This is a genomic window from Curvibacter sp. PAE-UM, assembly GCF_001432305.1.
In the GTDB taxonomy this organism is placed as follows: domain Bacteria; phylum Pseudomonadota; class Gammaproteobacteria; order Burkholderiales; family Burkholderiaceae_C; genus Hylemonella.
Genome location: NZ_KQ483358.1, coordinates 2,735,261 through 2,757,291 on the forward strand (window position 1 = coordinate 2,735,261; position 22,031 = coordinate 2,757,291).

The 22,031-nt window shown below is 62.8% G+C and carries 22 protein-coding genes; 11 read left to right on the top strand and 11 right to left on the bottom strand.

Annotated features, from left to right (window positions below; all coding sequences use genetic code 11):
* Positions 1-23: 23 nt before the first annotated feature.
* The gene (locus tag AO057_RS13215; protein ID WP_057676389.1) at positions 24-815 is read left to right on the top strand and encodes an IclR family transcriptional regulator; all 792 of its coding nucleotides are present in this window, start codon (positions 24-26) and stop codon (positions 813-815) included.
* Between the two features lie 25 nt (positions 816-840).
* On the opposite strand, the gene AO057_RS13220 is transcribed toward AO057_RS13215, so the two are convergent.
* The 6 genes from AO057_RS13220 to AO057_RS13245 form a co-directional block, all read right to left on the bottom strand.
* Positions 841-1,887 carry a serine hydrolase gene (locus AO057_RS13220; protein ID WP_240480785.1) on the bottom strand — a complete coding sequence of 349 codons (1,047 nt, stop codon included), beginning with the start codon at positions 1,885-1,887 and terminating at the stop codon, positions 841-843.
* A 140-nt stretch (positions 1,888-2,027) separates the two neighbouring features.
* The gene (locus AO057_RS13225; RefSeq protein ID WP_057676391.1) at positions 2,028-3,566 is read right to left on the bottom strand and encodes a 2-isopropylmalate synthase; all 1,539 of its coding nucleotides are present in this window, start codon (positions 3,564-3,566) and stop codon (positions 2,028-2,030) included.
* 211 nt (positions 3,567-3,777) lie between these two features.
* Complete coding sequence (gene pssA / locus AO057_RS13230) at positions 3,778-4,593, bottom strand: CDP-diacylglycerol--serine O-phosphatidyltransferase (RefSeq protein WP_057676392.1); 816 nt, start codon at positions 4,591-4,593, stop codon at positions 3,778-3,780.
* Between the two features lie 141 nt (positions 4,594-4,734).
* Complete coding sequence (gene ilvC / locus AO057_RS13235) at positions 4,735-5,751, bottom strand: ketol-acid reductoisomerase (RefSeq protein WP_057676393.1); 1,017 nt, start codon at positions 5,749-5,751, stop codon at positions 4,735-4,737.
* A gap of 38 nt (positions 5,752-5,789) precedes the next feature.
* Complete coding sequence (ilvN, locus tag AO057_RS13240; RefSeq protein ID WP_057676394.1) at positions 5,790-6,281, bottom strand: acetolactate synthase small subunit; 492 nt, start codon at positions 6,279-6,281, stop codon at positions 5,790-5,792.
* A gap of 114 nt (positions 6,282-6,395) precedes the next feature.
* Complete coding sequence (locus AO057_RS13245; protein ID WP_057676395.1) at positions 6,396-8,174, bottom strand: acetolactate synthase 3 catalytic subunit; 1,779 nt, start codon at positions 8,172-8,174, stop codon at positions 6,396-6,398.
* Between the two features lie 292 nt (positions 8,175-8,466).
* On the opposite strand from AO057_RS13245, the gene AO057_RS13250 reads away from it, so the two are divergent.
* Genes AO057_RS13250 through AO057_RS13275 form a run of 6 tightly spaced genes read left to right on the top strand, consistent with a single transcriptional unit; the run spans position 8,467 to position 11,767 of the window.
* Positions 8,467-9,033 carry an RNA polymerase sigma factor gene (locus AO057_RS13250; RefSeq protein WP_057676396.1) on the top strand — a complete coding sequence of 189 codons (567 nt, stop codon included), beginning with the start codon at positions 8,467-8,469 and terminating at the stop codon, positions 9,031-9,033.
* Positions 9,030-9,473: a DUF3619 family protein gene (locus AO057_RS13255; RefSeq protein WP_057676397.1), complete on the top strand. Its 444-nt coding sequence runs from the start codon at positions 9,030-9,032 to the stop codon at positions 9,471-9,473. Before AO057_RS13250 ends, AO057_RS13255 begins: the two co-directional genes overlap by 4 nt.
* 9 nt (positions 9,474-9,482) lie before the next feature.
* Positions 9,483-10,226, top strand: coding sequence for a DUF3106 domain-containing protein (locus tag AO057_RS13260; protein ID WP_082605558.1), 744 nt, complete (start codon positions 9,483-9,485; stop codon positions 10,224-10,226).
* Positions 10,223-10,759, top strand: coding sequence for an RDD family protein (locus AO057_RS13265; protein WP_082605559.1), 537 nt, complete (start codon positions 10,223-10,225; stop codon positions 10,757-10,759). Before AO057_RS13260 ends, AO057_RS13265 begins: the two co-directional genes overlap by 4 nt.
* A 28-nt stretch (positions 10,760-10,787) precedes the next feature.
* The gene (locus AO057_RS13270; protein WP_057677297.1) at positions 10,788-11,186 is read left to right on the top strand and encodes a diacylglycerol kinase; all 399 of its coding nucleotides are present in this window, start codon (positions 10,788-10,790) and stop codon (positions 11,184-11,186) included.
* Positions 11,183-11,767 carry an LOG family protein gene (locus tag AO057_RS13275; protein WP_057676400.1) on the top strand — a complete coding sequence of 195 codons (585 nt, stop codon included), beginning with the start codon at positions 11,183-11,185 and terminating at the stop codon, positions 11,765-11,767. The genes AO057_RS13270 and AO057_RS13275 overlap by 4 nt, the downstream gene beginning before the upstream one ends.
* On the opposite strand, the gene AO057_RS13280 is transcribed toward AO057_RS13275, so the two are convergent.
* Both AO057_RS13280 and AO057_RS13285 read right to left on the bottom strand, forming a co-directional pair.
* Entirely contained in the window at positions 11,764-12,102 is a 339-nt protein-coding gene (locus tag AO057_RS13280) for a P-II family nitrogen regulator (protein ID WP_057676401.1), read from the bottom strand. The genes AO057_RS13275 and AO057_RS13280 overlap by 4 nt on opposite strands.
* Before the next feature lie 55 nt (positions 12,103-12,157).
* Entirely contained in the window at positions 12,158-13,843 is a 1,686-nt protein-coding gene (locus tag AO057_RS13285) for an NAD+ synthase (RefSeq protein WP_057676402.1), read from the bottom strand.
* A gap of 27 nt (positions 13,844-13,870) precedes the next feature.
* Here AO057_RS13285 and AO057_RS13290 point away from each other — a divergent pair, with 27 nt between their 5' ends.
* The gene (locus AO057_RS13290) at positions 13,871-15,043 is read left to right on the top strand and encodes a GNAT family N-acetyltransferase (RefSeq protein WP_057676403.1); all 1,173 of its coding nucleotides are present in this window, start codon (positions 13,871-13,873) and stop codon (positions 15,041-15,043) included.
* A gap of 11 nt (positions 15,044-15,054) precedes the next feature.
* Here the strand turns inward: AO057_RS13290 and AO057_RS13295 are convergent, their stop codons facing one another.
* From AO057_RS13295 to ppa, 3 genes are all read right to left on the bottom strand, one after another.
* Positions 15,055-16,809 carry a methyl-accepting chemotaxis protein gene (locus AO057_RS13295; protein WP_057676404.1) on the bottom strand — a complete coding sequence of 585 codons (1,755 nt, stop codon included), beginning with the start codon at positions 16,807-16,809 and terminating at the stop codon, positions 15,055-15,057.
* An 81-nt stretch (positions 16,810-16,890) separates the two neighbouring features.
* Positions 16,891-17,391: a chemotaxis protein CheW gene (locus tag AO057_RS13300; RefSeq protein WP_057676405.1), complete on the bottom strand. Its 501-nt coding sequence runs from the start codon at positions 17,389-17,391 to the stop codon at positions 16,891-16,893.
* Positions 17,392-17,567: 176 nt separating this feature from the next.
* On the bottom strand, positions 17,568-18,110 hold the full coding sequence (gene ppa / locus AO057_RS13305; protein WP_057676406.1) for an inorganic diphosphatase: 543 nt from the start codon (positions 18,108-18,110) through the stop codon (positions 17,568-17,570).
* Between the two features lie 224 nt (positions 18,111-18,334).
* Between ppa and AO057_RS13310 the strand changes: the two genes are divergently transcribed.
* From AO057_RS13310 to AO057_RS13320, 3 genes are all read left to right on the top strand, one after another.
* Positions 18,335-20,401, top strand: a complete 2,067-nt coding sequence (locus AO057_RS13310; RefSeq protein ID WP_057676407.1) for a sodium-translocating pyrophosphatase — start codon at positions 18,335-18,337, stop codon at positions 20,399-20,401.
* A gap of 333 nt (positions 20,402-20,734) precedes the next feature.
* Entirely contained in the window at positions 20,735-21,250 is a 516-nt protein-coding gene (locus AO057_RS13315) for a hypothetical protein (RefSeq protein WP_205630025.1), read from the top strand.
* A 112-nt stretch (positions 21,251-21,362) separates the two neighbouring features.
* Positions 21,363-22,022, top strand: coding sequence for a response regulator transcription factor (locus AO057_RS13320; RefSeq protein ID WP_240480786.1), 660 nt, complete (start codon positions 21,363-21,365; stop codon positions 22,020-22,022).
* Positions 22,023-22,031 lie beyond the last annotated feature (9 nt).

The window sequence follows — 22,031 nt, forward strand, 5'->3', positions numbered from 1 at the left end:
GGCCAGATGCAGGAGAGTACCCGATGAAGAAAAAAGATCCGGATGCCGTCGTCACGCCGACCGTGCAGGTAATTGAACGGATGTTCACCCTCATGGACGTGCTGGCCTCGCGCGAAGAAGCCATCTCACTCAAGGAAATCAGCGAGAAGACCGGGCTACACCCCTCCACGGCGCACCGCATCCTCAACGACCTGGCCACCGGCCGTTATGTCGACCGCCCCCAGCCGGGCACCTACCGCCTGGGCATGCGCCTGCTTGAACTGGGTAATCTGGTCAAGGCTCGCCTCAACGTGCGCGACGCAGCCATCACCCCCATGCGCGAACTGCACCGCCTGATCCAGCAACCGGTGAACCTGAGCATGCGCCAGGGGGACGAAATCGTCTACATCGAACGCGCCTACAGCGAACGCTCGGGCATGCAGGTGGTGCGCGCCATCGGCGGACGGGCGCCCCTGCACCTGACCTCGGTGGGCAAGCTCTTCCTGGCTGCCGACGATCCCCAGCGTGTCCGTGCGTACGCCACCCGTACGGGTCTGGCCGGCCACACCAAGAACAGCATCACCCAGCTGCCCGTGCTCGAACGCGAACTGGCCAAGGTACGCCAGTACGGGACCGCCCATGATGATGAGGAACTGGAACTGGGTGTGCACTGCATGGCCGCCGGTATCCATGACGATCAAGGCAAGCTGATCGCCGGCCTGTCGATCTCCGCGCCCACGGGCCGGCTCGACAAGGAATGGCTTCCCAAGCTGGAAGCGGTGGCCAGTGAGATTTCCCGCATGCTGGGCTATCAGCCCGGGGCAGAAAAGCGCTAGGCGGGCCTGGTGCCCGCCAGCCTCTTCAGAAGAAGACTGGCGACTTCGCGTCGAGGTGATTCTCGGTCAGGGGAACGACCGGCCGGGCGGGGATGGACTCGACCCAACGGCGCACGCGCTCGGCATCGCCCAGACGACTGAGCTTGCCAGCGGAATCCAGGAACACCATGATCAGATTACGCCCAGCCACCCTGGCTTGCATCACCAGGCACTGACCGGCCTCGGAGATGTAGCCTGTCTTCTGAAGACCGATCTCCCAGGTCGGGTTCTTGACCAGCCGATTGGTGTTGCTGAACATGAGTTTGCGCCGCCCCACGGCGACCTGATAGGCAGGAGAGGTGGAGTACTCGCGCAACAGCGGGTCGTCCGACGCCACGTTCACCAGCACCGCCAGGTCCCTGGCACTGGAGCGGTTCTTGCTGGACAGCCCCGTGGGCTCGACATATTGCGTGTCCTGCATACCCAACAGTTGTGCCTTGGCGTTCATCATTTCGACAAACACCTGCAGGCCACCCGGATAGGTTCGACCCAAGGCATGCGCCGCACGGTTTTCACTGGCCATCAGCGCCAGATGCATCAACTCCCCGCGGCTCAGGGTTGAGCCCACGCGCAAGCGAGAAGTGCTGCCCTTTTCGGTATCCACATCGGCCTGGGTGATGGTGACCATCTCGTCCAGGGGCAGCTCAGCCTCGCTGATCAGCAGGCCTGTCATGAGCTTGGTCAGTGACGCAATCGGCAGCACGGCCTCTTCGTTCTTGCTGAGGAGCACCTCCTGGGTTTCCTGGTCGATGACGTAGGCCACGCTGGAACGCAGGGACAGGGGATCGGTGGCGCCATGCAAGCCGGCGCGCATGCCATCCGAGGGACGGGCCGGGCGCACGATGCGGGCGGAGGGGCGCTTGGCATAAGCCTTGCGCTTGGCCTGGTAGGCGGTCTTGATGACCTTGGGTTTGGCGCCGGGCTGGGCGCTGCTGCTGCCAGACGGCGCAGCAAAAGCCTGCCCGGATGCAACCGACAGCGTCACAAAGAGCGACGCCGCCCAAGCCCAGATAAAACGATGTAAGTGGTTCACCAGTCCGACCCTGCACTAGAAAAAAACGGCACCCTCTCTTCATGGCACCCTCTGAAGAAAGGTTATACCGAAAATCTCATGCAGGATCAACCACTTGTGTGGCTTTTCTCAACAAACTCTTACATATATAGGTGGTAACCCTAGCCTTGCGCCGCTACCCGATCAGCTTTGCTGTGCAACTTGTTGAGCGCACTCAGATAAGCCTTGGCCGAGGCGACCACGATATCGGGATCAGACCCGACACCATTCACCACGCGGCCACTGTTTTGCAGGCGCACGGTCACCTCACCCTGGCTTTCGGTCGAGCCGCTGATGGCGTTGACTGAATACAACACCATCTCGGCACCGCTCTTGACGTTCGATTCGATGGCCTTCAGCGAAGCGTCCACCGGGCCGTTGCCATCCGACTCGCCATGCACCTCCTTGCCCTCTACCGTGATCACGATGGATGCATGCGGCCGTTCGCCGGTTTCGCTGTGCTGTGAAAGCGAGATGAAACCGTACTGCTCCTTCTCGCTGGTCACGCTCTCATCGCTCACCAGGGCCAGGATGTCCTCGTCGAAAATCTCGCTCTTCCGGTCAGCCAGTTCCTTGAAGCGGGCGAAGGCGGTGTTGAGCTCACCCTCGCTCTCCAGGCTCACGCCCAGATCCTGCAGGCGTTGCTTGAAGGCATTGCGCCCACTCAGTTTGCCCAGCACGATCTTGTTGGCGCTCCAGCCCACATCTTCGGCACGCATGATTTCATAGGTGTCGCGCGCCTTGAGCACGCCATCCTGGTGAATGCCGGAGGCGTGGGCAAAGGCATTGGCGCCCACCACGGCCTTGTTGGGCTGCACCACAAAACCGGTGGTCTGGCTCACCATGCGGCTGGCCGGAACGATCTGCGTGGTATCGATGCCGACATCCAGGTTGAAGTAGTCGCGGCGCGTCTTCACGGCCATGACAATCTCTTCCAGGCTGCAGTTACCCGCACGCTCGCCCAGGCCGTTGATGGTGCACTCGACCTGACGCGCACCGCCGATCTTCACGCCGGCCAGGGAATTGGCCACCGCCATGCCCAGATCGTTGTGGCAATGCACCGACCAGATCGCCTTGTCCGAGTTGGGAATGCGTTCGCGCAGGGTCTTGATGAAGTTGCCATACAGCTCGGGCACGGCATAACCCACAGTGTCCGGGATGTTGAGGGTGGTGGCGCCCTCCTTGATCACCGCCTCCAGCACGCGGCAGAGGAAGTCCACGTCGCTACGGTAACCATCCTCCGGGCTGAACTCGATGTCTTCCACCAGATTGCGCGCATAACGCACGGACAGCTTGGCCTGCTCCAGCACCTGCTCGGGGCTCATGCGCAGCTTTTTCTCCATGTGCAGGGCCGAGGTGGCAATGAAGGTGTGGATGCGAGCCCGGTTGGCACCCTTGAGCGCTTCGGCCGCGCGTGCGATATCGCGGTCGTTGGCACGCGAGAGCGAGCAGATCGTGGAATCCTTGATGGTGTTGGCAATGTTCTGGATCGCCTCGAAGTCCCCGTTGGAGCTGGCGGCGAAACCGGCCTCGATCACGTCCACCTTCAGGCGTTCGAGCTGGCGGGCGATACGCAGCTTCTCGTCCTTGGTCATGGAGGCGCCGGGCGACTGCTCACCATCACGCAGGGTGGTATCGAAAATGATCAGTTTCTCAGCCATTTCAAACTCCTGTTTGTCTTCAACTCAAAATCAACAACCGTAAAAGCAAAAGGCCCGCTGCGGATGCATACGGGCCTTTGATGGGAATTTCGCGCGCGCTACTAATTCCGCCCGTTGTGGCGTTGCAGCAGTAGTGCTAGCAGGAATTTCTTCATGCCTTCAATGTACCACAATCAAACGCCATATGCATAGCCATATCCTATGGTTTCAATTACTGGTGCAGTCCACGCTCTTCGGGCTCGTCGGTCGAAGTGCTGATGACGCTGGTCGGCTTGCCCTTGGCCTTGCGCCAGGCATAGACAAAATAACCACTCAGGCCATAGACCACGAAAACACCGAACAGCACCACAGGCGGATGGATGTTGACGACGGCAATGCCCAGGGCAATCAGGACGATCACCACGAAGGGCACGCTCTTCTTCATGTGGATATCCTTGAAGCTGTAGAACGGCACATTGCTGACCATGGTCAGGCCGGCATACAGGGCCAGCACGAACATGGGCCATGCCACGGCCGGGCCCGCTACGTCCAGCTCGGTCATGATCCAGATGAACCCCGTGACCAAGGCCGCTGCGGCAGGAGAGGGCAAGCCTTGGAAATAGCGCTTGTCCACCACGGCCGTGTTGACGTTGAAACGCGCCAGGCGCAATGCGGCACAAGCACAGTAGACAAAAGCCGCAATCCAGCCCCAACGTCCCAGCCCCTTGAGCGCCCACTCATAGGCGATCAGGGCCGGCGCCGCACCAAAGGACACCATGTCGGACAGCGAGTCCATCTGCTCGCCAAAAGCGCTCTGGGTATTGGTCATGCGCGCCACCCGCCCGTCCAGGCTGTCGAGCACCATGGCCGAGAAGACGCCGATGGCGGCCAGGTCGAACCGGCCATTCATGGCCATGACGATGGCATAAAAGCCGCCAAACAAGCCGCCCAGGGTGAACAGATTGGGCAGGATGTAGATGCCCTTGCGGCGCTTGCGCACCATCACGGCTTCCCCTTCGCCGATGCGCTCATCTGCACCATCATGCATATCGCACCTCCGTCCCGCAACCGCAGGTCTGTGTATCAAGGTCTTGAGTATTCATGGCGGCAAGTGTAAAGCAGGCCACGCCTGCGTGAGACAAAAAAAACAAGGCCACCGAAGTGGCCTTGTTGCAAGCGGCAAAACCGATCAGTTGCGGGTCTGGTCGACCAGCTTGTTCTTGGCAATCCAGGGCATCATGGCGCGCAGTTGGGCACCCACCACCTCGATCTGATGATCTGCAGTGTTGCGACGACGAGCCGTCATGCTGGGGTAGCCGGTACGGCCTTCCAGGATGAACATCTTGGCGTAGTCGCCGTTCTGGATGCGCTTGAGCGCATTGCGCATGGCGGCGCGCGACTGCTCGTTGATCACCTCGGGGCCGGTGACGTACTCGCCATACTCGGCATTGTTGGAGATCGAGTAGTTCATGTTGGCGATGCCGCCTTCATAGATCAGGTCCACGATGAGCTTGAGCTCGTGCAGGCATTCGAAGTAAGCCATCTCGGGAGCGTAGCCGGCCTCGACCAGGGTCTCGTAACCCATCTTGATCAGCTCGACAGCACCGCCGCACAGCACGGCCTGCTCGCCGAACAGGTCGGTCTCGGTCTCTTCCTTGAAGTTGGTCTCGATGATGCCGGCCTTGCCGCCACCATTGGCCATGGCATAGGACAGGGCCAGGTCACGGGCCTTGCCGCTCTTGTCCTGGTGCACGGCCACCAGGTGGGGCACGCCGCCACCCTGGGTGTAGGTGTTGCGCACCGTGTGGCCGGGGGCCTTGGGCGCCACCATCCACACGTCCAGATCAGCGCGCGGCACGACCTGGTTGTAGTGCACGTTGAAACCGTGGGCGAAGGCCAGCGAAGCACCCTTCTTGATGTTCGGCGCCACGTTGTTGGTGTACACCTCGGCGATCTGCTCGTCGGGCAACAGGATCATGACCACATCGGCCATCTTGACGGCGTCGTTCACTTCCATCACGGTCAGGCCGGCCTTGCCGACCTTGTCCCACGAGGCACCGCCCTTGCGCAAGCCGACCACGACCTTGACGCCGCTGTCGTTCAGGTTCTGGGCGTGGGCATGGCCCTGGCTGCCGTAACCGATGATGGCCACGGTCTTGCCCTTGATCAGGCTCAGGTCACAGTCCTTGTCGTAGAAAACTTTCACTTCTTTCTCCTTGGGATAAAACGGGTCTGTTAATTGATTCAAACGCGCAGAATGCGCTCGCCGCGACCGATGCCGCTGCTGCCGGTACGCACCGTCTCCAGGATCGCGCCGCGATCGATCGCCTCGATGAAGGCGTCGTTCTTGGACTGGTCACCCGTCATCTCGATGGTGTAGCTCTTGTCGGTGACGTCGATGATACGACCGCGGAAGATGTCCGCCATGCGTTTCATCTCCTCGCGCTCCTTGCCCACCGCCCGCACCTTGACCATCATGAGCTCGCGCTCGATGTAGGCGCCTTCGGTCAGGTCGACGACCTTGACGACCTCGATCAGACGGTTCAGGTGCTTGGTGATCTGTTCGATCACGTCATCGGAACCGGTGGTTTCAATGGTCATGCGCGAGAGGCTCGGGTCTTCCGTCGGTGCGACGGTCAGGGACTCGATGTTGTAGCCACGGGCCGAAAACAAGCCCACCACGCGGGAGAGCGCGCCAGGCTCGTTCTCCAGCAATACTGCAATGATGTGTTTCATGAATGGATTCCTCTTTTCGCCGCCCTCCCCCGGTCGCGGTAACGACCGGGCTCGGCGGACAATAGATTCGTCTTTGATAGGTAGTGACGCGACCTGAACGGCCGCACCACCGGCTTACAGGTCTTCGGCTCCCAACAGCATCTCGGTAATGCCCATGCCGGCCTTGACCATCGGGAACACGTTCTCGGTGGGGTCGGTGCGGAAGTCCATGAAGACCGTACGGTCCTTGAGCTTGCGCGCTTCACGCAGCGCCGGCTCCACGTCCTGCGGCTTCTCGATCAGCATGCCGACGTGACCATAGGCCTCGGCCAGCTTCACGAAGTCGGGCAGCGCATCCATATAGCTGTGGCTGTAGCGGCCGGAGTACTCGATCTCCTGCCACTGGCGCACCATGCCCAGGTAGCGGTTGTTCAGCGACAGGATCTTGATCGGCGTGTTGTATTGCAGGCAGGTCGAGAGTTCCTGGATGCACATCTGCACCGAGCCTTCACCCGTCACGCAGTAGACCTCGCTCTCGGGCTTGGCCAGCTTGATGCCCATGGCATAGGGGATGCCCACGCCCATGGTGCCCAGACCCCCGGAGTTGATCCAGCGGCGCGGCTCGTTGAACTTATAGTACTGCGCCGCCCACATCTGGTGCTGGCCAACGTCGGACGTGATGTAGGTGTCGACGTCCTTGGTCATGTTCCACAGGGTCTCGATCACGAACTGAGGCTTGATCACATCCTTGTTTCCACGGTCGTACTTCAGGCAGTCGCGCTTGCGCCAGCCATTGATGGCGTCCCACCAGGAACCCAGCACATTCGCATCGGGCCGGGTCGGGCTTTCCTTGATCATGGCGATCATCTCGGTCAGCACGTCCTTGACGTCGCCCACGATCGGGATATCGACCTTGACGCGCTTGGAAATGCTCGAAGGATCGATGTCGATGTGGATGATCTTGCGCTCGTTCTGCGCGAAGTGCTTGGGATTGCCGATCACGCGGTCGTCGAAACGTGCGCCCACGGCCAGTAGCACGTCGCAGTTCTGCATGGCGTTGTTGGCTTCGATCGTGCCGTGCATGCCCAGCATGCCCAGGAACTTGGGATCGGTCGCCGGGTAGGCACCCAGGCCCATCAGGGTATTGGTGACCGGGTAGCCCAGCATGTCCACCAGCGTGCGCAACTCGGCTGTGGCATTGCCCAGCAGAACACCGCCGCCGGTGTAGATATAGGGACGCTTGGCGGTCAGCAGCAATTGCAAGGCCTTGCGGATCTGACCGGCATGGCCCTTGCGCACCGGGTTGTAGGAGCGCATGGTCACCGACTCCGGGTAACCGGCGTAGGGCACTTTCTTGAAGGAGACGTCCTTCGGGATATCCACCACCACGGGGCCGGGACGGCCGCTGCGTGCGATGTGGAAGGCCTTCTTCATGGTTTCGGCCAGATCATTGGCGTCCTTGACCAGGAAGTTGTGCTTGACGATGGGGCGGGTGATGCCCACGGTGTCGCACTCCTGGAAGGCGTCCAGGCCGATGGCTGCGGTGGGCACCTGACCGGTGATGATCACCATCGGAATGCTGTCCATGTAGGCCGTGGCAATCCCGGTGATGGCATTGGTCACGCCAGGGCCGGAGGTCACCAGCGCCACGCCCACATCGCCGGTGGCGCGCGCATAACCATCGGCGGCGTGCACGGCGGCCTGCTCGTGACGCACCAGGATGTGCTGGATGGTGTCCTGCTTGTAGAAGGCGTCGTAGATGTGCAGGACGGCACCGCCGGGATAACCCCAGACGTACTTGACGTCCTCTGCCTGCAGCGCCTTGACCAGGATCTCGGCGCCACGCAACTCTTCGGCCTGGCCGGCAGCACTGGCTGCCGCGGCGGAAGTGATTTCAGCCTTGGAAATTTCCATGATGAACCTTTGTGAATTTCTCTGACGAAAAACCTTGGGTGCCCCTTCGCAAACGCTTGTGGCATCGCGTCGGGACTTGAGGTCAAGGACATGGGCGCCATGGATAGCCGCGCCGGACCGTGACCCGTTTGCTTTTTGATTTGCAAATGGCATTATCGCACTGCAGCATTCAAATTCGCAGCCGCGCGTGCATAAATGTGCAGGCACGATGCCATAATCCTGCCCCAAAGCGGCCTTTCCAGACCGCCCCCTCCTCCAGAGACACACTCGCGCCTCCCCCTGGTTCCTGCCCTTGGCCACCGAACAAGAACTGACCGAATTCCTCAAAAGCGTGGAAAAACGCGCTTTCAAGCGTTCTGTCTACCACGTGCGCAATGACGAGTCGGCGCTGGACATCGTGCAGGACAGCATGATGAAGCTGGTGGAGCACTACAGCCACAAGCCGCCCGATGAGCTGCCCATGCTGTTCCAGCGCATCCTGTCCAACACCACCCTGGACTGGTTTCGTCGGCAGAAGACGCGCAACGCCCTGTTTTCGAATCTCAGCGATTTCGAATCCGAGTCCGAGGACGGTGAATTCAACTTGTTGGAAAATCTCGACAGTTCGGACGCATCCACCCAAGTGGAAAGCGCTGAAAGCTCGACCCAGCGGGCCCAGATCTTTCGTGAAATCGAGCTGGAAATCCAGGAACTGCCCGCCCGTCAACGGGAAGCCTTCCTGATGCGTTACTGGGAGGAACTGGACGTGGCGGAAACCGCCGCGGCCATGGGCTGTTCCGAAGGCAGTGTGAAAACGCACTGTTCCAGGGCGGTCCAGGCTCTTAACAAAGCCTTGAGGGCCAAGGGAATACAACTATGAAGACCATGTCCGTCACCGCCAACCTGTCCGCCCAGGACCGCTACGGCCGCCAATTGGCGGCCTATCTGGACGCGTCCGCCCAGCAGTTGCCCCACGACATCAGCGAGCGGCTGCGTGTCGCACGCCAGCAGGCCCTCGGCAAGTACCGTGAAGTCCAGGTCCGGGAAACCGCCGGCATCTCCCTGGGCGGCGGCGTGGCGGCGCTGGGCGGCGGCGAGGATGAGCGTGGACTCTGGCCCCGACTGGTGTCCCTCATTCCCCTGCTGGCCCTGATCGCGGGTCTCGTGACCATCCAGATGGTGGGAACCGAGCAGATCGCCGAGGAACTGGCCGAACTCGATGCCGCCATCCTGACCGACGATCTGCCCCCCGATGCCTATTCCGACCCTGGCTTCGCCCAGTTCCTCAAAGCCCGCATCGATCAGCTGCGGCAAGACTGAGACTGCGCCATGGAACAGATGACCCGCCCCCTCTCCTCTCACCGGCACTTGTCCGGACCGGGTGGCTTGGTCGCGACCCTGCTGCTCGCCTTCTGGCTGCCGGCCTTGGCTGCGCCAGCCGAAGGCACGGCCGGGCAGACCGTCACCGGGCGCTCCCTCTACCGCCACGACAGCACCGCCCGGAGCGCCAGCAGCAATACCGTTGTGGCCGCCGCCCCCATCCAGAACAAACCGGCCTGGAAAGACCTGACCCCGGCCCAGCGCCAAGCCCTGCAGCCCCTGGCCCCGCATTGGGACCGCCTGACCGAGCAGCACAAGCTGAAATGGCTGGCTCTCTCCAAAAACTACCCGACCCTCAGCGCCGAGGAACAGGTCAAACTGCATCTGCATATGAGCAAGTGGGCCACCCTGAGCCAGCAGCAGCGCACCCAAGCCCGTCAGAATTTCAAGGAAATCAAGAAACTGACTCCTGAACAGAAAGCCAGCCAGTGGGAGGCCTACCAGGCCTTGAGCCCGGAAGAAAAACGCCAGCTGGCCAAGCAGGCGCAAACCCAGCCAGCCGGCGTGACCACGGTCAAGCCCGGCGCGAGCCCCAAACTGAGCCAGGTGCCCCGCCGGTCGGCCTCGCCGCGCCCCAACCTGGCTGATGCCACGTTGCCGGTCCAGCAGCACACCCTGCTACCGCGGCCGGAAGCCGCACGCAGCGAACCCGAACGCTCGCCTTACGAAGACGAGCCCGCCGAAGCGCAGTGAGTCCGGACCGCACGACGACCGCCCCTACGACAGCAGGGGACGGGAATTCCCCTGTCACCCCTGGCTTGTGGCGACGCATGGCCTGCTGGCTGTACGAAGGCATGCTGCTGTTTGGGGTGGTCTTCATCGCCAGCTACCTGTTCAGCTCCCTGTCCCAGACCCGGCACGCCCTGGACAACCGCCTCATGCAACAGGCCTTCCTTTTTGTCGTGCTGGGGATTTACTTTGCCTGGTTCTGGTCCAAGGGTCAGACCCTGGCCATGAAAACCTGGCATATCCGCGTGGTGGACCTGGCCGGTCGGCCCCTGACGCAGCGTCGCTCTCTGTTGCGCTATGTGCTGAGCTGGCTCTGGTTTCTGCCACCGCTGGCGGTCACCTCCGCCTTCGGCCTTTCGGGCGCAGAATCTGCGGTCATCGTGCTCGGCTGGGTACTGGTCTGGGCCCTGCTCAGCCGCTTTCATCCTGCCCAGCAGTTCTGGCATGACGCCCTGGCTGGCACCCGCCTGATCGATGCCCGCCCCCGGCAGGCCTGATGTCGCCGGGCTGGTGGACAATCAGCGCATGCCCGATTTACACGACACCACCGTCAACCCGCAAAAATCCCGCCGCGGCCTGAATCGCATGTGGCACGCCCTGGGTTACTCCTTCGAAGGCCTGCGGGCCGGCTGGCATGAGGCCGCGTTTCGCCAGGAAGCCCTGGCTGCCCTGGTCCTGCTACCGCTCTCGCTCTGGATCGGCCGCAACTGGGTAGAAACGGCCCTGCTGGCTGGCGCCGTCCTCTTTGTCATGATCGTCGAGCTGCTCAACACCGGTATCGAGACTGCCATCGACCGCATCGGTCCCGAATGGCACGACCTGTCCAAGCGTGCCAAGGACATGGGCAGCGCTGCCGTGCTGCTGAGCCTGCTGCTGTGCACAGGCATCTGGTGCGTCGCTCTCTACCACCGCTTCCTCGCATGACCCCCTCCTTCTCCCTTTGTGTCTACTGCGGCTCGCGCCCAGGCCTGGACCCGCAATTTGCCGACATGGCGCGCACCGTGGGGCAGTGGATCGGACGGCATGGCGGCCAGCTGGTCTACGGTGGCGGCAAGGCCGGACTGATGGGCCTCGTGGCTGAAGCCACCCTGCAAGCCGGCGGCCGCGTTGTCGGCATCATCCCGAAGGCGTTGGTGGAAAAGGAATGGGCGCTGCACGACTGCACCGAGCTGCACATCGTGGACACCATGCACGACCGCAAGCGCATGATGGCCGAGCGTGCCGACGCCTTTGTGGCCCTGCCGGGCGGCATCGGCACTTTCGAGGAACTGTTCGAGGTCTGGACGTGGCGCCAGCTGGGCTATCACGACAAGCCCGTCGGGATCCTGAACAGCGGAGGCTACTACGATGGTCTGCTGGCCTTCCTGGCCGCAACCGTACAGCAGCAATTCCTGAGTGACTGGCAGATGAGCCTGATCCAGACAGGAGAGGAGCCAGTAGCCCTGCTCAGCAGCCTGGTACAGGCCGCCGGCCTGGCGCCGGCACCCCGACTCGAAGAAATTTAGATCGCCGAGTTGTCGAGTTCACCGGTGCGGATGCGAACCACGCGCTCGATCGAGGTGATGAAGATCTTGCCGTCGCCGATCTTGCCGGTACGGGCCGCCTTGACGATGGCGTCGACGCAGCGGTCCACATCATCCGTCTTGACCACCACCTCGACCTTGACCTTGGGCAGGAAGTCCACCACGTACTCGGCGCCGCGGTAGAGCTCGGTATGGCCTTTCTGGCGGCCAAAGCCCTTGACCTCGGTGACGGTCAGGCCGGTCACACCGCACTCGGCCAGGGCCTCGCGCACTTCCTCGAGCTTGAAAGGCTTGATGATGGCGGTAATCTGCTTCATGAATCTTCTTCCTGTCGGTGAATAAGCTGACGTTCAGCCTGCCTTGCCATGCAAGTCAGGCGCGGAACTTGTTGGTAATAGGATAACGCCAATCCTTGCCGAAACTGCGGTGGGTAACCCGGATGCCCACCGGCGCCTGGCGCCGCTTGTATTCGTTCAACCTGATCAGGCGCGTCACCTTCTCGACGTCGGCCCTCGCGTAGCCCTGGGCCACGATTTCCTCGATGCCCTGGTCATTCTCCATGTAACGCTCGACGATGGCATCCAGCACCTCGTATTCCGGCAGGCTGTCCTGATCCTTCTGGTCGGGGCGCAACTCGGCGCTGGGCGGGCGCGTGATGATGCGCTCGGGGATCGGGTTGGCACCGCTGCCATGCGGATCGTGGGCATTGCGCCAGCGCGCCAGCCGGAACACCGTGGTCTTGGCCAGGTCCTTGATCACGGCAAAACCGCCGGCCATGTCGCCGTAGAGCGTGCAGTAGCCGGTCGCCATCTCGGACTTGTTACCAGTGGTCAGCACGATGCGTCCGCTCTTGTTGGACAGGGCCATCAAGAGCGTGCCACGGATGCGGGCCTGGATGTTCTCCTCGGTCGTGTCCTCGGGCAGGCCGCGGAACTCCTGCGCCAGCGAGGCCTTGAAGGCCTCGAACTCGGGCACGATGGAAATCTCGTCGTACTGCACGCCCATGCGGTGGGCCATCTCCCGTGCGTCGATCCAGCTGATATCGGCCGTGTAGGGCGAGGGCATCATGACCGTGCGCACCCGGTCGGCCCCCAGGGCATCGACAGCGATGGCCAGCACCAGGGCCGAGTCGATGCCACCAGACAGGCCGATGATCGCGCCCGGAAAACCGTTCTTGCCCACATAGTCGCGCACGCCCAGCACCAGGGCATCCCAGAGGTCGGCGTCGGCGCTGCGGTCGGGTTCGATCGCACCCTGCAATTGCACGCCCGCTGCGCTGCGGTGCAGGTCCACCACGAACGCGTCCTCGGCAAAACTCGGCGCCCGCGCCGCCAGCGCACCATCGGCCTGCAGGGCAAAGGAATGCCCCTCGAAGACCACCTCGTCCTGGCCACCGACCAGATGGGCGTAGACCAGCGGCAGGCCGCAGTCCCGGGCCCGCCGTCGCATCATGTCTTCGCGCTCGCTACCCTTGCCCACGTGAAAAGGCGAAGCATTGATCACTGCCAGCAGCTCGGCCCCGGCCGCGCGCGTCTCTCGCGCCGGCGCTTCGTACCAGGCGTCCTCGCAGATCAGCAGGCCGACCTTGACGCGCGCACCGGCCGCGCCGGCCTCGAACACACAGGTGTCCCGCCCCGGGACGAAATAACGCCGTTCGTCAAAGACCTGGTAGTTGGGCAGCTCGCGCTTGGCATAGGTGGCGATCACCTGCCCCTCGCGCAGGACGCTGGCAGCGTTCACGCGGTTGGGCACGGTGACCGAACGCGTGCGCAGACCGCCCGCCTCGACGGCGGCGGGGTGTCCCACCACCACCGTCATGTCCTTTAACCCGGCCAGCTCGCGGGCCACTGTTTTCACGGCATCATCACAGGCAGCGATGAACGATGGCCGGAAGAACAGGTCTTCCGCCGCGTAGCCACAGATGGAAAGTTCGGGCGTGAGCAATAGCCGGGCACCGGCCACGTGGGCCGCGCGGGCTGCCGCAATGATTTTTTGTGCATTGCCCGCCAGGTCGCCGACGACGAAGTTGAGCTGGGCAACGCAGATACGCAAGGTCATGGAAGGCAAGGAAAGTCGGGGAGCAGCGTGAGCAAAAGCAATTATGTCATCCGGGTGCTCGATTCCCCACTGGAGCTCGATGCCGGCGCCTGGAACGGCTTGCTGGCGCAGCAGCCCCAGCCCACACCCTTCATGCAGCACGAATACCTGGCCGCGCTGCACCGTAGCGGCAGTGCCTGCCCGGCCACGGGCTGGACACCGCGCTTCGTCACACTCTGGGACGCTACCGGAATCCTGCAGGCGGCCTGCCCGCTTTACCTCAAGTCCCACTCACGGGGTGAATACGTGTTCGACTGGGCCTGGGCTGATGCCCACCTACGTCATGGCCTCGCCTACTACCCCAAGGCCGTGGTGGCCGTACCTTTCACCCCGGTACCAGGCAGCCGTCTACTGGCACGTGACGCCGCCTCCCGCGCGGCCCTGGTCGAAGCGGTACTGGATCTGTGCCGTGACAAGGAGCTGTCCTCATTGCACCTGCTCTTCGGGCATCCACAGGATCTCCAGGCCTGCCAGCAGGCCGGCCTGATGCAGCGCCACACCGTGCAATTTCACTGGGAAAATCGGAAACCTGAACCCTACCGTAACTTCGATGATTTCCTTGCCGCGCTCAACCAGGAGAAGCGCAAGAAGATACGGCAGGAACGGCGCAAGGTGATCGAGGCCGGTGTGGTGCTGCGGCACGCCCGCGGACCGGCGATCACCCCGCAGGACTGGGATTTCTTCTATCGCTGTTACGAGCGAACCTATCTCGAACACGGCAACCCGCCCTACCTGAGCCGGATGTTCTTCGAGGAGATCTCCCACACCCAATCAGACCACTGGCTGCTCTTCATCGCCGAACGCCGGGGCCATCCCATCGCCTGCAGCCTGATCGCCATCAGCGACACGGGATCAGAGAAAGTGGCCTGGGGACGTTACTGGGGGGCGCTGGAGCGGGTCGACTGTCTGCACTTCGAGGCCTGCTATTACAGCCCGCTGCAATGGTGCATCGCCCAGGGCTACCAGCGCTTCGAGGGCGGGGCGCAGGGAGAGCACAAACTGGCCCGTGCCCTGCTGCCGGTGCGCACCAGCAGTGCCCACTGGCTGTCGCATCCGGAATTCGCCAGCGCCATCGAACGCTACCTGGAGCGCGAGGCCCTGGGTGTCGCCGACTACGTCGATGAACTGGAGCGGCACTCCCCGCTACGGCAGGAAGACTAGAAAAGGCCTGTTCAGAAGGTTTCCCAGTCGCCATCATCGCCACCGGCCTTGGCGCTGAGCTTGGGGGGCTCGCGCGGGGTCGCCGGCGCTGCTGGCGCAACAGCTGGAGCAGCCCTTGCACCCGTTTGACGGGGCACTGCTACACGCACAGGCAGACCGGCTGGCTTGGCCGCACGCACAGCAGGTGCCGGCGCTGAAGTCGGAGCGCTGAAGTCGTGCTGCTGCGCATCCACCTTGAACACAGCCACCGTCTGCACCAGGTCCTGTGCCTGGCTTTTGAGACTGCTGGCCGCCGCCGCCATTTCCTCTACCAACGCCGCGTTCTGCTGCGTGGCCTGGTCCATCTGCGTGACGGCCTCGCCAATCTGCGCCACACCCTGGCTCTGCTCGCTGCTGGCCGCGCTGATCTCGCCCATGATGTCGGTCACGCGCCGGATGCTGGCCACCACCTCGTTCATCGTGGTACCCGCCTGGTCCACCAGGGCCGTGCCCTGCCCCACGCGGCTCACGCTGTCGTTGATCAGGGTCTTGATTTCCTTGGCGGCTCCGGCCGAGCGACCCGCCAGGCTGCGCACTTCGGCGGCCACCACGGCAAAACCGCGACCCTGCTCGCCCGCACGCGCGGCTTCCACCGCAGCATTGAGCGCCAGGATGTTGGTCTGGAAGGCGATGCCGTCGATCACGCTGATGATGTCGGCAATCTTCTTGCTCGAATCATTGATGCCCTTCATGGTCTCGACCACCTGGGCCACGACTTCACCGCCCTGCATGGCCACGGCACTGGCGTTCTGGGCCAGCTGGTTGGCCTGCTTGGCGTTGTCGGCGTTCTGGCGCACGGTGGAGGACAACTCTTCCATGGACGCGGCCGTCTCTTCCAGCGCGCTGGCCTGGCTTTCGGTACGCGCGCTCAGGTCGTTGTTGCCCTGGGCGATCTCGGCGCTGGCGGTCGACACCGATTCACTCCCCTGGCGCACCCGGCTGACGATGCGGGCCAGGTTGTGCTGCATGGCAGCCAGGGACTGCAGCAATTGCGCGACTTCATCGGAGCCATGTGCAGGAATATGCGTCGTCAGGTCCCCTTCGGCAATATGGCGTGTGGAGGCTGCGGCCTGCCGGACTGGCTGGACGATGGAACGCGTCACCAGATAGGCCAGGACGATGCCCAGCAGCACGGCCAACACGGTACCGCCCGTCTGGGCCAGCTGGCTTCTGGCCGCAGTAGCCTCGGCTTCAGCCTGCGTCTCAGTCAGGATCCGGCGGGCATGGCCAGCCACCTGGTCCACGGCCTTGAGGTAGGTTTCCGCCAGCGGGCGCAAGTCGCTATCGACAGCGCCAAGAATGTCCTCACCGGCCTTTTGCCGTTTGATCAGTGCTGCGCGCGCATCAACATAGGTCTTGCGATCTTTGGCGACAAGCGCCAGCAGCTCCTTGCCCGCGGCGTCCTCCATCAGGCTCTCAAGCTGCTTCTGGTCGTCGCTGATGGCCTTGGAGGTGGCCGCCATGTCTTTCTGCAAGGCATCGATATAAGCCTCGTCGCGGGTTTTCAGCGCTGCCGAGGCCCGCACCCAGTTGATGGCAATCTGTGAAGCCCAGCGCTGGGCGAGCAGGCTGCGCTGCAACTCGACCGTAGCGATCTCATGGCTGGTGTCCTTGAGCGTTCCAAGCCGCCAGACCCCCAGCGCCGAAACGGTGGTGGTAATGATGAGCACCGCGGCAAACGCCAGGGCCAGTCGGGTGCCAATCCGGAGTCGAAGCCAGAATTCCATGCGTGTCTCCTGTTATCGCCACCCCCGTGCGCCACTCGGGCTCCAAGTGCCAGATTCGTGGGTGCGGGCTTGTCCTGTCGCTCAGCTGATGGCCGTGGCCAGCATGCCCATCTCGGCATTGTTCATCAGTGCTTCCATGTTCATGACGATCAGCATGCGTTCGCCTACATTGGCCAGCCCGGTGATGAAGCGGGTGTCGAGCGTGGTCTCGAACTGGGGCGCCGGCTTGATGGCATCTGCCGCCAGCGTGACGACGTCGGAGACCGAATCCACGACAGCACCGATCACGGTACCGCGCACGTTGAGGATGATGACCACGGTGAATTCGTTGTACTCGACCTTGTCCAGGGCGAGCTTCATGCGCAGATCGACGATGGGCACGATCACGCCGCGCAGGTTGACCACCCCCTTGATGAAGGCCGGCGCATTGACCATGCGGGTCGGCTCTTCGTAGGAGCGGATCTCCTGCACGCGCAGGATGTCGATGGCATATTCCTCCTTGCCCAGGCGCAGGGTGAGGTACTGACCGGAAGCCGCTGTGGCGGTCGCGGTGCCGGAACGGGTTTCGCTGGTGGTCTGCATGATCTTTGTTCCTTCCTGGCGTGGTGCGCCGGATTGACCTTCGAACCATGATACACGCGGGGGTTCACGAGGTGTAGCTCAAATTGAACCGGAAAAACCCTGCGATTCTCGCGCGTGCGCATGAAAAAACGCCGGCAGGCCCATGGGCCTGCCGGCGTTGCTTTCAGTGGAGACGATTAACCTTTGGAGGCCTTGCTGTTGTAATTGGCGATGCCATCCATGATTTCCTTCTTGGCCGACTCCGGGCCTTCCCAGCCCAGCACCTTGACCCACTTGCCCGGCTCCAGATCCTTGTAGTGTTCGAAGAAATGCTGGATGGTATTCAGGCGCATCGGGTTCAGGTCTTCGGGTTTTTGCCACTGGGTGTAGATCGACAGGATCTTGTCGATCGGCACCGCCAGCACCTTGCCGTCCTCGCCGGCCTCGTCCTGCATCTTCAGGATGCCGATGGCACGGCAGGGCACGACCACGCCGGGGATCAGCGGCACCGGCGTGATGACCAGCACATCGACCGGATCGCCGTCGCCCGAGATGGTCTTGGGCACATAACCGTAGTTGGTCGGGTAGTGCATGGCCGTGCTCATGAAACGGTCCACGAAGATGGCGCCGGTTTCCTTGTCCACCTCGTACTTGATGGGATCGGCGTTCATCGGGATCTCGATGATCACGTTGAAAGCTTCGGGAACATTCTTGCCAGGGGTGACGTTGTCGAGGGACATGGTTGCTTCTTGCTGAGTTGAGACGGAAAGAGATCGGTATTAACCCTGATTTTACTTGCTCCGCCCTGACGCCCTCTTGAAACGGGCTGTTTTCACGTTACAGTCCGCCCGTTGGCCAATCGTCCTGTCAGACCTGTGGGCTGTCGCGGCGAGGAAGCAACGCATCGGTGGCCCCGCCCCCTGCGTTGCCACCCCTACGCGATACAACAACACAGGAGTTTGATATGACAGGCAATTCAGCGCTGATACTGGCGCTCGTATGCGGACTGATCGCCGTGGCCTACGGCATCTGGGCCCGCAGCTGGATCCTCTCGCAAGACGCCGGCAATGCCCGCATGCAGGAGATCGCAGCCGCCATCCAGACCGGCGCGGCCGCCTACCTGGCCCGCCAGTACAAGACCATCGGCATCGTCGGCGTGGTGCTGGCCATCCTGATCGGCCTCTTCCTCGACGGCCAGACGGCCGTCGGCTTCATCATCGGTGCCGTGCTCTCGGGCGCCTGCGGTTTCATCGGCATGAACGTCTCGGTACGCGCCAACGTGCGCACCGCGCAGGCCGCCACCCGGGGCATCGGCCCGGCACTGGACGTGGCCTTCCGCGGCGGTGCCATCACCGGCATGCTGGTGGTGGGCCTGGGCCTGCTGGGCGTGACCGCCTTCTACTGGTTCCTGGTCGGCAACGGCAACCTGAACGCCAGCAGCAACCTGGCCAAGCTGCTCAACCCGCTGATCGGTTTTGCCTTCGGTTCCTCGCTGATCTCCATCTTCGCCCGTCTGGGCGGTGGCATCTTCACCAAGGGTGCCGACGTCGGCGCCGACCTGGTGGGCAAGGTCGAGGCCGGCATCCCCGAGGATGATCCGCGCAACCCGGCCGTGATCGCCGACAACGTGGGCGACAACGTGGGCGACTGCGCCGGCATGGCTGCCGACCTGTTCGAGACCTACGCGGTGACGCTGATCGCCACCATGGTGCTGGGCGCCCTGCTGGTCACCGGCTCGGGCACCAGTGCCGTGGTCTATCCGCTGGCCCTGGGCGCGGTGTCCATCATCGCCTCCATCATCGGCTGCTTCTTCGTCAAGGCCTCCCCGGGCATGAAGAACGTGATGCCGGCCCTGTACAAGGGCCTGGCCGTGGCCGGCGGGCTCTCGCTGATCGCCTTCTTCTTCGTCACGATGTGGCTGATGCCGGACAACGCCATCACCGCCAGCGGCAGCCAGATGCGCCTGTTCGGCGCCTGCGCCGTCGGCCTGGTGCTGACCGCCTCCCTGGTGTGGATCACCGAGTACTACACCGGCACGCAATACGCCCCGGTGCAGCACATTGCACAAGCCTCCACCACCGGCCACGGCACCAACATCATTGCCGGCCTGGGTGTGTCCATGCGCTCCACTGCCTGGCCGGTGATCTTCGTCTGCATCGCCATCTGGGTGTCCTTCCAGCTGGCCGGCCTGTACGGCATCGCCATTGCCGCCACCTCCATGCTGAGCATGGCCGGCATCGTGGTGGCGCTCGACGCCTACGGCCCGATCACCGACAACGCCGGCGGCATTGCCGAAATGGCCGAGCTGCCCTCCAGCGTGCGTGACATCACCGACCCGCTGGACGCCGTGGGCAACACCACCAAGGCCGTGACCAAGGGTTACGCCATCGGCTCGGCCGGCCTGGCCGCGCTGGTGCTGTTCGCCGACTACACCCACAAACTGGAAGCCTATGGCAAGGTGATCAGCTTCGACCTGAGCAATCCGATGGTCATCATCGGCCTCATCATCGGCGGCCTGATCCCCTACCTGTTCGGCGCCATGGCCATGGAAGCCGTGGGCCGCGCTGCCGGTGCGGTGGTGGTGGAAGTGCGTCGCCAGTTCCGTGACATCAAGGGCATCATGGACGGCTCGGGCAAGCCCGAGTACGACACCGCGGTCGACATGCTGACCACGGCCGCCATCAAGGAGATGATGATCCCCTCCCTGTTGCCGGTCGTGGTGCCGATCCTGGTCGGCCTGCTGCTGGGGCCGGCCGCACTGGGCGGCCTGTTGATGGGCACCATCGTCACGGGCCTCTTTGTCGCCATCTCGATGTGCACGGGCGGCGGTGCCTGGGACAACGCCAAGAAGTACATCGAGGACGGCCATCACGGCGGCAAGGGCTCGGACGCCCACAAGGCGGCCGTCACGGGCGATACCGTGGGCGATCCCTACAAGGACACCGCCGGCCCTGCCATCAACCCGCTGATCAAGATCATCAACATCGTGGCGCTGCTGATCGTGCCGTTGATGATGAAGTTCCACGGCTGAAGAAAATCACCCGTTCCAGCAAGCCCGCCATCCGGCGGGCTTTTTTTTGCCTGCGCAACAAGCCGATGGACCGGGGCAGGCGCCAGCTGGCTGGCGGACCGTCGCGAGTGACGATCAATCGATAAGAATCGTCAATGTCATCACCGCGGCGATAGTGCAAACGAGCCCAACCCAGTACCACCAGCACCGAGTCAGTGCATGGACCTTCCTTGCAAGGGGCGGACGTATTTCCCCTGGGTTCCACCTGAAGTACATATAATGGCCTCGTCGGTGGTGGAGAGCCCGGGCATCACGGGCAAGGTCGGTTCCGTTTCTGTCCTTCGGAGTGCTCCCATGTTCGAATTGTTTCGTTCTTCTCGCAGCCCTGCATCCCACAGCCCGTCGGCTGACAGTCCTTCGACGCTGGGTGCCTCCAATCATTCCCAAAATCCGATCAACTATCGGGATCTGGTGCGCATGGTGTTGCGCGACACCCTGCGTCTCAATGGCATCCCGATCGACTGGATCGGCTGTGAAGTCATTGCGCGGCCGCACACCGGCCAGGCACCGAACTTCCAGATCAACCTGGTCGTCTACACTTGGCATGAGGGCCTGCTGCGTTATGCCCCCCTGCTCAAACAACAGATTCTGCAGGGGCTGCAACACTTCGATCCCGCCAACAATCACAACTCGCATGTGATGGCCTGGGTGTTTGCCCCGACCTGCGGCTTCCCCCACACCCGCATGCCGGGACCGGCCTACTGGCGGGTCTCCGCCGAACTGGGGAAATTCGATCTGCCGCCCTCGCGTAACGATCTGCGCCGCGACGACCAGGACCACATCCCCACGGTGCCCACGCCCCTGCGTTGACGTCCCATTCTGAGTGTTGCCGGGGCGGCTCTGGTCGCGTTCCGGTCATGCGCCTTGTCTAGCGGGCCTTGCGCTACCATGCCAGCCATTGCGCCCATCGTTGGGAAACACATTGAAGATACTGGTCGTTGATGATCACGCCCTGATCCGAGAAGGCCTGCGCCAGGTTCTGCGCGGACTGGAAAATGACGTCGACGTACTGGAAGCCGGCTCCTGCGCCCGCGCCTTCGAACTGGCGCAACAGGAACCCGAACTCGATCTGGTGCTGCTGGACTACCACCTGCCCGACATGAACGGACTGGAGGCGCTGGACGTCTTTGGCCGCCAGCACCCGGCCCTGCCCATCATCGTCCTGTCCGGCTCGGTCAATCCGCGCGTGATGCAACAAGTCATGCAAAAAGGTGCGGCGGCTTTCCTGACCAAGTCCGGCATGAGTGATGAACTGCTCTCGGTCACCCGCCTGGTGCTGGCTGGCGGCATCCATATGCCGGCCCTGCCCAGGATCATGGGCGACGAAGTCACGATGGCCGAACTCCCCTCCTCTCTGCTCACACCGCGCCAGGAAGAAGTGCTGCAGCTGCTGCTCGACGGCTACACCAACAAGGAGATCGGGCGCATGCTCTACCTCTCCGAGGAAACGGTGAAGAACCACGTCAGCAGCATTCTGCGCAACTTTGGCGTCACCACTCGCACCCAGGCGGTGCTGGCCGCCAACCGACACGGTTATGCCGGTACGGGCCGGCCGCAGATGGCACCCGACGACGCCAGCTAGGCCCCGCGA

Coding starts and splice junctions, on each gene's coding strand:
- AO057_RS13215 (WP_057676389.1), top strand. CDS start 24: ATGAAGAAAAAAGATCCGGATGCCGTCGTCACGCCGACCGTGCAGGTA.
- AO057_RS13225 (WP_057676391.1), bottom strand. CDS start 3,566: ATGGCTGAGAAACTGATCATTTTCGATACCACCCTGCGTGATGGTGAG.
- pssA (WP_057676392.1), bottom strand. CDS start 4,593: ATGCATGATGGTGCAGATGAGCGCATCGGCGAAGGGGAAGCCGTGATG.
- ilvN (WP_057676394.1), bottom strand. CDS start 6,281: ATGAAACACATCATTGCAGTATTGCTGGAGAACGAGCCTGGCGCGCTC.
- AO057_RS13245 (WP_057676395.1), bottom strand. CDS start 8,174: ATGGAAATTTCCAAGGCTGAAATCACTTCCGCCGCGGCAGCCAGTGCT.
- AO057_RS13255 (WP_057676397.1), top strand. CDS start 9,030: ATGAAGACCATGTCCGTCACCGCCAACCTGTCCGCCCAGGACCGCTAC.
- AO057_RS13260 (WP_082605558.1), top strand. CDS start 9,483: ATGGAACAGATGACCCGCCCCCTCTCCTCTCACCGGCACTTGTCCGGA.
- AO057_RS13270 (WP_057677297.1), top strand. CDS start 10,788: ATGCCCGATTTACACGACACCACCGTCAACCCGCAAAAATCCCGCCGC.
- AO057_RS13275 (WP_057676400.1), top strand. CDS start 11,183: ATGACCCCCTCCTTCTCCCTTTGTGTCTACTGCGGCTCGCGCCCAGGC.
- AO057_RS13280 (WP_057676401.1), bottom strand. CDS start 12,102: ATGAAGCAGATTACCGCCATCATCAAGCCTTTCAAGCTCGAGGAAGTG.
- AO057_RS13285 (WP_057676402.1), bottom strand. CDS start 13,843: ATGACCTTGCGTATCTGCGTTGCCCAGCTCAACTTCGTCGTCGGCGAC.
- AO057_RS13295 (WP_057676404.1), bottom strand. CDS start 16,809: ATGGAATTCTGGCTTCGACTCCGGATTGGCACCCGACTGGCCCTGGCG.
- AO057_RS13300 (WP_057676405.1), bottom strand. CDS start 17,391: ATGCAGACCACCAGCGAAACCCGTTCCGGCACCGCGACCGCCACAGCG.
- ppa (WP_057676406.1), bottom strand. CDS start 18,110: ATGTCCCTCGACAACGTCACCCCTGGCAAGAATGTTCCCGAAGCTTTC.
- AO057_RS13310 (WP_057676407.1), top strand. CDS start 18,335: ATGACAGGCAATTCAGCGCTGATACTGGCGCTCGTATGCGGACTGATC.
- AO057_RS13315 (WP_205630025.1), top strand. CDS start 20,735: ATGTTCGAATTGTTTCGTTCTTCTCGCAGCCCTGCATCCCACAGCCCG.